We start from the raw sequence: 11,104 nt of genomic DNA, 5'->3' as shown, positions 1-11,104 counted from the left end.
TTTCCCCTAGAAGTTGGTTTAAGGGGACATACAACGACCGAAGCTGCATGCAGGCTATGGAAGCTCTGTCATCTCAGCTACTAAATTCATAAATCGACATACCTGCTTATGTACAGTATATGGCATTTCTCTGTCTCGTTCTTTCGGTAGCCTTCCTTTCTCCATAACTGAAACCATTGCTCTGGCTAAATCCTTTGCGTTCCAGCTATCTACCACAATACCTCGCCTTTCGGATACAAATTCAGCAACCCCGCCTGAGTTAAATGACACTATCGGGAGACCAAGGTAGGCAGCTTCCAACATTACTAACGAAAAAGAATCCTCTTTTGACGGCATGAGAAGTCCATCAGCCAAAGACATATAATGGTAATAGTTTTCTCTTAGCGCTCCGGTAAAAGTCAACTTGCATGATCCGTATTTCGCTAAAACAGATTGCAAGTAATAGTGGTACCCATCATCAGACATTTCGCCTAACCATAAAATACGCATTTTCTCGTCCTGAAAATGTTCCAATAGTGGCAGCAAACAATCGACGCCTTTTTCGAACGAGGCTCTACCCGAAATAACCCAGACAAACTCATCCGGTAAAATTCCAAGATCTTGTCGAGTTGTCCCTAAAGTCGAAAGTTGTTTATCAATAAGATCAGTGTCGATAAAACTATGAAATAATTTCACATTTCGATGTCCAAGTTCACGGATTTTATCACATACGATTTTTGAACATCCGATACAATATGTGGATTCACGAATGATTAGCTGCAAATGTGACTGGCTGATGAGACGGTAAGCTCCGGGTAATTCATGAAAATGTGTGACGATACGTACTCCCAATTCTTTACCGATTTTAAAAAAGATAGGGTCAACGACTATCGTGTTTATATACCATAGATCCGCCTTTATCTCTTTTTGTATCTGCCTTAGTTGATATTCAAACGGATTTATTTTAAATCGTTTTAAAAAGCTTCGCAAAAATTTTTCTTTCCTGTTCTTTTTTTTATTATAAGGCAGGTAATGCGTTACATTTTGGGGCAGTTGTTGAGCAAGTTCTCCATCCTCCAGACTATACACATATGACCTTATACCGGATTGATTAATGCCCTTTATCAAATTTACCAATAACATTTCCGAACCCGACCGAAATAGATTGGGCGTTATAAACAATATAGTTTTCTCTTTTTTGTGTAAATGCATTTTAGCTGATCTTTGCTAAAGGTCGATCCAACCAAGGCGGTTCAACCAGTTAGCAGCCTTACTACGTTTAAGCTTGTTAAATTTATCTCGTAATTCCATCAGCTCGAACAAATCTTTTTCAAGAAAGGGAAATTCCTCGCTTAAAAGACGCTTTCTTTCTTGCTGAATTAGCGGTTGAGAATCACTTTTAGCGCTGATCCCACTAGTATCGTAAACTGTAATAGCCTTCTGCAAATGAAAATAGCGTGCTCCATGAATGCATATCGCTTTTATAAAAAAAACCCAATCGGCGCATAACTTATATTTTTCCTCATAACCACCATAGGCGTTTAGTAAGTCTCGTTTAATGAAGGATGCGGGATGGGGAATATAATGTGTATACAAATAGCTAAAAGTGAGTTCATCTGGATAATTGGAATCCCAGCATCGGTCTCCATAATCGTATTTCAAGTTGCCGTATATGATATCTATATCCTGCAAGTATCTAGAGACATGGGATAAGCTATCCGCCTCACATAAAAAGTCACCACTATTTAAAAACAACAAATACTCACCGGTTGCCCTTTCAATCCCTTTGTTCATGGCGTGATAGACTCCACGATCAGCTTCGCTCACCCAATATGCCAAACGGTCGACACGCTCCTTGACTACATCAACGCTTCCATCTGTTGATCCACCGTCTATAATAAGATATTCAAAAGACACGAATGATTGCCTCAAGACAGACTCCATTGTCTTCTCCAAGCCTGCTCTGTTATTCAGATTTACTGTGATAATTGACAACTTCATCCGCTACGTTTTTGGTATTTCCCGATCATAAATAAATTCCCTGATCTTTTCTACAATTAAATTGGGCTTTTTTTTAGATGGATAAAGATAATCCATGATGGTCCGCTCTCTTATCTTCCTTTTTTCTGCCCTTGCTAGCAGCAATCGAAGAGGGGTTAGTATTTTGAGTCTAAAATGGCCAAGCACATTTCGCTTATTATTTTTGAATAACTTTATGGCTAAATAATAATTTCCGGTCACGACAAACCCTTCGTGATTCTTTTTGTATAAAGCATGCATATAATCTTTCGTTAACTTATCTTCGGGAATAAAATGACGAAACTTTAACGCCTCGTCGTAATACAATTCATAACCGCGAAGGATAAGCCGCAAACAATACTCGGTGTCTTCGGTCGTCATGATACTTGGGTCATCGTGTAATAACAGGAAAGACGGATACTTTTCATAAAAGGATTTGTACACTGCTGTCCTTGATCCCAACCCTGCACCCCAAAGGTAGCCCCGCTTCGTGACATCTCCAGTTTGCTTACCTTGTTTTCCCACCGCATAACCCTCACTATATTCGAAAAACCACTCTGGCAACTCTCGATCTGCATCGGTTACTGGAATACCCTGTCCCCCCACCGCACCTATGTTCGGATGCCTATTAAGCAATTTATATATCCTGTTGAGGTATTCTGGTTCAAGCCAGTTATCGTCGTCGCATATCACAAAAAACTGATAACTCGCGTGAGCCATAGCGGTTTGCAAGGCATAATACTTGGCAGGTTTGCTTTCACGCAAGCAAATAAGGGGCACAGACTCGATATGAAGATTGGCCCAAATAGCTTTCGCTACTTCCGTGGAACCATCTGTTGAATTATTGTCTACAAAAATGATCTCCCAGGGAATATGGTCAGCGAACCGCTGTGCAGCCAAATGCCGGAGTGTCTGCGGCAATTTTGTTGCACCATTATAAGTACACAAGATAACGGAAATCCCATCTTCTAACAGCGAACCATTTTCTCTCATCCCTGTTTTTTTTTCCAACTCGCCCATATAGCGCTTAACCATATTTTATAAAATATCACCTTTGACGTCAGAGGATTTTCAAATAACCGCATTATATGAGTTCTTATCGCCGGATCGATCATACCTTTAATCGGCCAAAATTCCTTGAAATTCTTTTTATAAGCTCGGTTGTAATCTTTTTGGCTAATTAATTGGGTCTCATACATGCGGTTTAGAATAGAAAGGCCCTCTGCAAAATTCAATCCGCTGGCGTACGCATGGGTACTTACGTCGGATTCATGCTTGCGAAAATAATTAAGCAAACGACCATTGATGCATACGTTGCCTGTTTTAGCTAACTCCGTCCAGAACACCCAATCCCCACTGAATCGATAATTCAAAAAATCCAACGAAATGTCATTAAACTTAACTCTCCGCCATATCGCCATACTGGCATTGAAAATGGCCGGATTTGGACATAAGTATTCTCGAATAAATCGGCCACTTTCCACAATCTCCATAAGTTGGGGATGACTAGATTGCCACTTAATCTGATTCCCGATCACACAATAGGATTGGCAATAACTGATCGTGCAGCGATCGTCCTGCTGCATACCATCCACTAGATAGTTTAGCATGGTCGGCTCACACCAGTCGTCGCTCTCTGCAATCCATACAAATTCTCCTTTTGCCAATTCAATGCCCTTAGCCCACTGCTTAAAGGGACTTCCCACATTGACTTCATTACGAACTATATGACTGATTTTCGAATGGTGCCGATAACGTTCGATTACGGACATACTGTCGTCTGAAGAACAGTCGTCAAGAATAATCAACTCAATATGCGGATAAGTCTGATTCAGCACACTTTCGATCCGCTGTTTCAGATATTTTCCATGATTGTAATTGGGAATAATAACAGACACCAAACCCTTATTTTCCATTGACATGATAGAGGTCATTGGATAAAACCTGGTTCTCGATAAGCTAACTTCTCTCGCACCGTCTCTCGATAAATTAACTCGTTGGGCTCAAAGTTTCCTCGGGAACTGAGTGGATGGAAAATGTGGTAGCCCACCGCCGCCCATTTCAGCCGTTTTTTCATAATTCCGGCATTGATGAGCCGCTCCGCAAATTCGTAATCTTCCCACCCCCATCCTTCAAAGCCATTATAATACCCGTTTATCTTTTTGTAATCATCCAGCCAAAAGGCCAGGTTACATCCTTTCACATTATGCGAACTCTGCGGATTGGTTTTAAAAAGTCCCGACAATAACGGGAACCGGATGGCATTGAAGCGTGTATGCATTCCCGGACTCAATGCATAAAAATCAAGCTGTTTGCTTTCAAGTATCTGTTTCGATTTCCGTTCGCCAATCATGGCGCGACTACCCTGCACAAAGAAACCCCGTTCTGCAGCCTTTAGGTGATCCTTGATAAAATGCCGATGAAGGATGATATCTCCATCGATTTCAATGATATACGAGGAACTCACTTCGCGTACCGCTTTATTGAGTATTATACTCTTACGGAATCCTTTGTCCTCATGCCACACATGCTTAATCGGCAACCGACCCGCGTAATTCCCGATAAGCTCCGCGGTTCGCTCATCAGAGCCATCGTCGGCAATCACCACTTCGTCAGGCTGACGGCTTTGGCGCACAGTACTTCTCAGCACCAGATCCAACGCTTCAGGCCAGTTGTAGGTAGATATTAATAATGTTACATTCATCTTTGGCTATACTCGCTCGTACGGTTACTAACTCAACGAGTAAAAAAAAGTTTTCGTTACATACGGCATATCAGTTTATTTCCGGCCTCACACAATAAGTGCTCATCAAGCATAACCGGAAGACTGAATAATACCGTAAAACTATGGTAATTTCACGAATACAGCAACTGGGACGATCGATAAAACCTACCCTAACAACCCAAAAAGCCGAAGTAGCTTATTATACGGCCTTGACCATGTACGATGGATACGTAGCGGTCCTCCCAGCACCCGTTTAAAAAACTCGGCATGGCGCGCGTTGAGCAAATCATTGATTTGTTTTTTCAACTTTCGCGTCTGGATCCGCTTTGAATTCGGCCTAATCCGGTATTGATAACCAATCAATGGCAACCTCACCACCTCCCCGCCGGTTTTGAGCATGGAAATCCAAAAATCCCAGTCCTCCCGCCCTTTCATTTCGGGGCAATACCCACCCGCTTCCTTCCAGTCCGACTTCCGGTACAAGGCACTTACATGAAGAATATTTTTCCGTGCAAGCAAACGGATGTCAAATTCCGGCAGTTTGCGATAGCCGGTCTTATCGCCAAAAAACTCACCTTCGGCGGTCACCACTTTCACATCCGGGCGAGCCTGCAGTACTTCGACCGCTTCCGCAATGAACCGGGGACAGATCCGGTCGTCCCCATCCAACGGAAGAATATAAACACCTTTTGCTTCGCTGATGCCATAATTTCTCGCCACGGACACCCCTTGATTCACCTGCCGCAAAAACGTAATGTGGTCAAACCGCTGTGCATAGTCTTCGGCTATGAGGGCGCCGCCATCCGTCGATCCGTCATCAACCAGCATGATTTCAAACGGCCAATAGGTGGATTCCAACGCCCAGTCGATGGTCTGCGCCAGAAATTCTTCCATATTAAAAAAAGGAATGACAACGGATACCAGCGGCTTCATATTTTATCCCTTCTTTTCAGAAATTTCAGCAGATAGTACTTTACCGGATTTGTGTATTTCAGCTGTTTCCAAGGCCGGCTGCCATGCGGTTTGTGCCAAACCGGCACATTGTACAGCAGGTAGTTCTTAAGTCCCATGTCCGTTGCCTGGTAGGAAATAAACGTATCAAACCAATCCTTGGACTCATTAAGGTGAATAAAATCGTAGCGGCGGAGAAATTCGAGCGAGATCAGTGTACAGCAGAAACTCAGACTTTTCTTCGTTTCAATACTTCCGGTACCGACGTACTGGTCCTTAAAACGCAGATACGGAAAATTTATCTGCCCATATTCATCCACCGTCACGGCACCGATAAGTCCTGCCTTAGTATGTTGCCTGTAAAAATCAAGCAGCAGCTCAATTGTATCGGCCTTTACGATCACATCGGACTCCACAATGATCAATGGCAGGTTGTTTGCCAATGCCCGTTTCTGCGCTTCTTGAAGGACGCGCCTGTAATTCGGTGATGGGTGATTGGTCAGGTCTTCCAGATGGATGAGCTCATAACCAAATGGTACCTTTTGCTGCTCCAGGATCTCTTTAGTTGCCGCCGAGCTGAAATCGTTATAAATGATATGTTTAACACGCGTGTTGCTGGCGCGAACCGCACGTATGGTTTCCAGGGTGTTTTCGATGGCGTCTTTGACGGGCGTAACGACGATTGCTTTAATATCTGGGGACTCCATTGCCTATTTGTTAATTTTAACCAATCCCAATCGCTTCTTCCATCGAAATCTCCACAATTTCTTCGACCAATCCTTCCGGTGCTTTCCCAGCATGTAAAAATAGCCATTCCCTCTCCGAACATCTCCCGGAATCACTCCATAAGTAAATCCATGTTTCCATGCAACGTAGTTAAAGCTCAATTGATCCCGTTTGCTATAGTTTTTGACCATGTACCACCAATCTTCCATCACACCGATCAGCTGCGGATTATGATGCCTACGCACCAACACGGTACCGACAATCAGCCCGTTGTGTTCCGGGTATTGTTCGGCACGTAAGAAATCGATATGCCGCTCCATTACCTCGGGATCGTCCTTACGGACGCCCTGCTGTTCGGCCAACTGCTTCAGGTAGCCATATTCACTATAAATACAGCTACGCGGGTCGAGCTTTGCCTGCCCGTGATCAAAGCATGCCATCGTATGATCCAGCAGCACCGTTTTAATCATTCTATCGAGGTTACCCACAACAAGGACGTTGCCGTCTACAAAGATACTGATCTCGTAATCCGGGAAAAATAAATGGGGATTGATTTTTAGGTAGCGGTTGCTACGCGTGTAGTCACCGGGAACGGGCGGTTTGATCAGCCGGATTTGCCACGGAAAAGCTTTCAGGGAAGGATTGTCGGTAAAGCATACAAAATCCCATCCGGGTACTGTCTGTTGAGGCAATAGCCCCTCATAATCTCCGAAGATGGCCGTGTATATAACGTTTTGGTTCATCAGACGAGTGACAACTTTTCAATTCCGTTTATGCATCGGTATTGCCGTGAGGCTTGTTTTTGGCGAAGCAACTGTTGGTTTTCTTCCTGCGAGCTCCAGCTCTCCTCGTGGTATAAATGATATTGCACAGCCAAATGCTTAACTGATACGATCCGGTAACCCAACCCTTTAAATCGCCATACCAAATCGATATCTTCCCCAACCGCGGGCCGCACGTAATCCTCATCGAATCCGTTGATCGCCAACATGGCAGTTTTAAAGCAGGAAAAATTGCATCCCTTTATCGAGCTGATACCCAGCAGGCGGATAATCGTGCTGGAAATCGGGTTAAGCGGTACGTATACCGCTTCTTCGATAAACCGGGCGCCATCTTTTCGCAGCTGTGGGATACGTCCCAACACCTTTCGTTGGAAATTGGGTAGCGGCTCTCTTTGCAACTCCTCGCTAAAAAACGGTCCGAGTTTGATGCGTTTGCCGGCCAGCACACTTTTCGGACTCGCCAATCGCGCGTGATTTTGAATAAAATGCGTGTGGAGCACACAGTCGCCGTCGATAAATATCAGATAATCTCCCGAAGCAGTCACAATCGCCCGGTTGAGCGCTTGGTTTTTCTGCCAGCCCTTGTCTTCCTGTGTTAAGTGGATCATATTCAACCCACCTGCGTCATAGTTGCCAAGGAATTCACGCATTTCCTGGCTATCGCCGTCTTCAGATATGATCACTTCATCTGGTTTGACGGTTTGGTAGCGCAAGCTCTCAAGCACGGTGTTCAGAAACAACGTGTTCTTAAATACGGAAATAATCAAGCTGATTCTCACAAGCGTATATATTGGTCGGACGTGCCTTGGTGCTTCATTTGCGCAAAGATAGAGAATTTGGGCATATCGACAGTCGATAGATCGCTAAATGCGTGGCATTCACCTACACCTGCAGAAGCACAAGTTGGACAATTCACGTACGCGAGCCTCGCCGGCAATCGGAATGAATGGCTGAACCTGAAATCGGTAGAATATGCCCAGGCATATTTCGGTATTTGATAGCCTTTACGCGAGAGCAATCTCCCGGTATAGGGACATGATCTGACCAGCGATGCGGTCGTCATTGAAATTTTGGCTGTAAGCAAGGCCAGCGTCAATCATTTCGCGGCGTTGTACCGAATCAGTTAGAACAGTGGCGATCGCTGTCGAAAGTTCTTGGCTATCATGGGGCGATACATAACGGCTATGGGGGCCGCCGGCTTCTTCAAAGCACCCTACATTGGATGTAATAACAGGCACACCGGAATACAAGGCTTCGATGATCGGGATGCCAAAACCCTCAAATAAAGATGGATAAACAAACAGAAGCGCGGACTGATAAAGCACGGCCAGTTCATCGATGGAAGCGCCGTGGATGAATGTTACCTTGGCGGTGAGGCGGTGTTTTTCCAGATAGTCCGCAAGTTCGTTCACATAGGGCGTTTTCTTACCTGCAATCACCAGGTGTACATCCAAGTGTTCAATGGCCTTGACGATCAGAAGGGCGTTTTTGCGAGTTTCAATGGTTCCTACGTTGAGTATGAAATCCTGGGGCAGTCGGTATTTACGACGGATGGCTTGCTTCTCCGGTTCCGTATACCGTCGTTTGAAAGCCGGGTGGCAACCTTGGTAAATCACGGTTATTTTGCTTTCATCTACCCGCAGAAACTCGATAATATCCCGCTTGGTTTGTTCGCTTATGGCAATGATGTGATTCGCTTGATGTGCGGCATATTTAGCCTTTTCAAAATAAATGGTGCGGTCAATCCAAGAATACAACTCCGGATACCGTAAAAAAATCAAGTCGTGGATGGTGACCACGCTTTTGATGCCATGCTTGGTCAGGCCGATGGGCAGTTCGCTCGAAAGCCCGTGAAACAGTTCGATTCGGTCGTTTCGAAGATCTTTGATCACATTACGTTGCCGCCATAGGTTGTAAAACAGGCGGTCCGTTCGTGATCGGGGTAGCCGCTCAACCACCTGAATCCCATCCGGCTGAAACAGCCGATGCCCGGCCGGCTTAGGATTATACAAGTAATAGGAATGACCCGGATAATGTTGACTCAACATGCGCACCAGATCGCGCCCGTAATTACCCAATCCACTGCGGTTATGAAATATTCGCTTTGCCTCGTAACCGATGTTCATAGCCCTGCTTCCCGCAATCTACCAATAACCATTTCAGGCGCAATGAGTTCCATGCTATCTACCCCATCACAAAGGCAGGGCCTATTGCCATATACCGAGCTTGGCCGGGCCGGATGGTCTACCTGAATGCAGTCTTCCGGCTGCTGCCCATATCCCAAAAAACCGGCGTAAGGATGCGTGGCCCCCCAAATAGAAAGCGCGCGTACTCCCACCAGTGAGGCCATGTGCATATTGGCCGAATCCATGGTGAGCATCAGATCCAAATGTGAAATGACGGCCAACTCCTGCTGGAGCGTAAATTGGCCGATCAAGCTGTGTACGTGACGAAACCGCTCTTGCCAATCCTGCGCTACTTGTTGCTCCGCTGCCCCACCGCCGAAGATGAGAACCGTATGTCCCTGTTTATCGAGGTACTCGATTACGGCTTCCATTCGCTTAAGCGGGTACACTTTGGGTTGGTGCTGCGCAAAAGGAGCGACGCCCACTTTAGCTGTATGGTTATCAGAAAAAAGCGGCACAACCGACTCGGGTAATGTCAATTGCCGCGATTGCAACACATGTCGCAGGGTGATGGGATAGCCGAGCTTCCGGAATACATCCGCATACCGTTCTACCATCGGCTTCAGTGGTTTCCGCACTTTGTTATGAGGTCTTGTAAGCGCTCTTTTTTCTTTTCTGCCTTTATCCAATTGGCTTGTCGGAATCCCCTTTAACCAAAACAAAGTTGAAAGGGATCTGCTTCGAAGGTTATAATGCAAATCTGCCACTGCTTGCGGCGTGTACTGGAGTAATTCCTGAAATAAACGAAAAAGCCCTTGGATGCCTTTGTGGACACCGTGTGGGTAAAACGGATGAAAAATAACACCGGAGATATCAGCAAAAAAAGGTTTGAACGATTCCCGGCTGACCATTACCAAGGTAAGGTTAGGCCATTGCTCTTTTACCTCACGCAATACGCTCGCCACCATGGCGACATCGCCCATGGCCGAAAACCGGAAAATCAACAGGGTGGGATTCGCTTCCCGTTTCATCACTTTCTCGCCGCATACAGCACGGGGTTTAACGCTGCGTCGTTATACATCTTCATTTGCTTATATACTTTCATGTATTTCCTACCGGTGCGGATGTCCTCCAGCAATTCATCAATGCTGCGACAAAGGTCTTCATGCTGGCGCAACAGGATCATCAGCTTTTCCATGCAGGAAGCAATATGGGTCGGTGACGCATCCATTTTTTCCGTTTCCTGACGCATATGGTATATTTTTAGACACAGGATAGATAGCCGATCTAATGCCCAGGCCGGGCTTTCCGTATTAATCCGAGCGTCTTTCCGCGGCGATACGTGCGAGAAGTATCGGAGAAAATAATTGTCGATGAATTCCACGGTATCGGTGCGTAATTGATTGGACTCATCAATCCGACGCTTCCACTCCAAGCCGACAATGGGTTCGATATCGGGATGCCGAACCTCATCCTCCATATGCCACTGCATGGTATCAATCCAACATTTCCGATATAAAAGGTACTCCAAGGTATGACCGGGATAAGGGTTCTGGAAGGGGCAATCGATGGAATCAAAAATGTGGTAGTTTTCAATTACTTCTTCGAAAATACGGCTTGCCTTTTCACTAATCATCATATATTGCTCGGAATTAAGATGTAACAGCTAAACAATATTTTATTTATACACAATACGAAAAATGGCTACGAAACGCTACAATGCTACCCATTTAACGTATTATTAACTCATTCTTATTGATTTATAAACATTAGATGACGTCTTTTTATACGTTTCC

Annotated in this window: 12 protein-coding genes; all 12 read right to left on the bottom strand. The window is 45.1% G+C overall.

Features of this window, described 5'->3' with window-relative positions; genetic code table 11:
- Nucleotides 1-54: 54 nt before the first annotated feature.
- The 12 genes from ACFQRK_RS13090 to ACFQRK_RS13035 all read right to left on the bottom strand — a co-directional run bounded on the left by ACFQRK_RS13090 (nucleotide 55) and on the right by ACFQRK_RS13035 (nucleotide 10,947).
- Nucleotides 55-1,122, bottom strand: coding sequence for a glycosyltransferase family 4 protein (locus ACFQRK_RS13090; protein ID WP_379008035.1), 1,068 nt, complete (start codon nucleotides 1,120-1,122; stop codon nucleotides 55-57).
- 84 nt (nucleotides 1,123-1,206) lie between these two features.
- Nucleotides 1,207-1,980 carry a glycosyltransferase family 2 protein gene (locus tag ACFQRK_RS13085; protein WP_379007345.1) on the bottom strand — a complete coding sequence of 258 codons (774 nt, stop codon included), beginning with the start codon at nucleotides 1,978-1,980 and terminating at the stop codon, nucleotides 1,207-1,209.
- 3 nt (nucleotides 1,981-1,983) lie between these two features.
- Nucleotides 1,984-3,033: a glycosyltransferase gene (locus ACFQRK_RS13080; protein ID WP_379007343.1), complete on the bottom strand. Its 1,050-nt coding sequence runs from the start codon at nucleotides 3,031-3,033 to the stop codon at nucleotides 1,984-1,986.
- Nucleotides 2,988-3,920 (bottom strand): glycosyltransferase family 2 protein, encoded by a 933-nt coding sequence (locus tag ACFQRK_RS13075; RefSeq protein WP_379007340.1) that lies wholly within the window; start codon nucleotides 3,918-3,920, stop codon nucleotides 2,988-2,990. The genes ACFQRK_RS13080 and ACFQRK_RS13075 overlap by 46 nt, the downstream gene beginning before the upstream one ends.
- Nucleotides 3,921-3,928: 8 nt before the next feature.
- Nucleotides 3,929-4,702, bottom strand: a complete 774-nt coding sequence (locus tag ACFQRK_RS13070) for a glycosyltransferase family 2 protein (protein ID WP_379007338.1) — start codon at nucleotides 4,700-4,702, stop codon at nucleotides 3,929-3,931.
- A 186-nt stretch (nucleotides 4,703-4,888) separates the two neighbouring features.
- Nucleotides 4,889-5,656 (bottom strand): glycosyltransferase family 2 protein, encoded by a 768-nt coding sequence (locus ACFQRK_RS13065; RefSeq protein WP_379007336.1) that lies wholly within the window; start codon nucleotides 5,654-5,656, stop codon nucleotides 4,889-4,891.
- Nucleotides 5,653-6,381: a glycosyltransferase gene (locus ACFQRK_RS13060; protein WP_379007335.1), complete on the bottom strand. Its 729-nt coding sequence runs from the start codon at nucleotides 6,379-6,381 to the stop codon at nucleotides 5,653-5,655. Before ACFQRK_RS13060 ends, ACFQRK_RS13065 begins: the two co-directional genes overlap by 4 nt.
- Before the next feature lie 3 nt (nucleotides 6,382-6,384).
- Nucleotides 6,385-7,143, bottom strand: coding sequence for a glycosyltransferase domain-containing protein (locus ACFQRK_RS13055; protein ID WP_379007333.1), 759 nt, complete (start codon nucleotides 7,141-7,143; stop codon nucleotides 6,385-6,387).
- Nucleotides 7,143-7,961: a glycosyltransferase gene (locus ACFQRK_RS13050; RefSeq protein WP_379007332.1), complete on the bottom strand. Its 819-nt coding sequence runs from the start codon at nucleotides 7,959-7,961 to the stop codon at nucleotides 7,143-7,145. The genes ACFQRK_RS13055 and ACFQRK_RS13050 overlap by 1 nt, the downstream gene beginning before the upstream one ends.
- A 225-nt stretch (nucleotides 7,962-8,186) precedes the next feature.
- Nucleotides 8,187-9,308: a glycosyltransferase family 4 protein gene (locus ACFQRK_RS13045; RefSeq protein ID WP_379007329.1), complete on the bottom strand. Its 1,122-nt coding sequence runs from the start codon at nucleotides 9,306-9,308 to the stop codon at nucleotides 8,187-8,189.
- Nucleotides 9,305-10,339, bottom strand: a complete 1,035-nt coding sequence (locus ACFQRK_RS13040) for a glycosyltransferase family 9 protein (RefSeq protein WP_379007327.1) — start codon at nucleotides 10,337-10,339, stop codon at nucleotides 9,305-9,307. Before ACFQRK_RS13040 ends, ACFQRK_RS13045 begins: the two co-directional genes overlap by 4 nt.
- Entirely contained in the window at nucleotides 10,339-10,947 is a 609-nt protein-coding gene (locus tag ACFQRK_RS13035; protein ID WP_379007324.1) for a DUF4254 domain-containing protein, read from the bottom strand. Before ACFQRK_RS13035 ends, ACFQRK_RS13040 begins: the two co-directional genes overlap by 1 nt.
- Nucleotides 10,948-11,104: the final 157 nt, after the last annotated feature.

The organism is Parapedobacter sp. GCM10030251 (genome assembly GCF_042666505.1).
Classification (GTDB): domain Bacteria; phylum Bacteroidota; class Bacteroidia; order Sphingobacteriales; family Sphingobacteriaceae; genus Parapedobacter.
The sequence above is the reverse complement of the archived record's forward strand: the minus strand, read 5'-3'. Positions and strand labels throughout refer to the sequence as shown.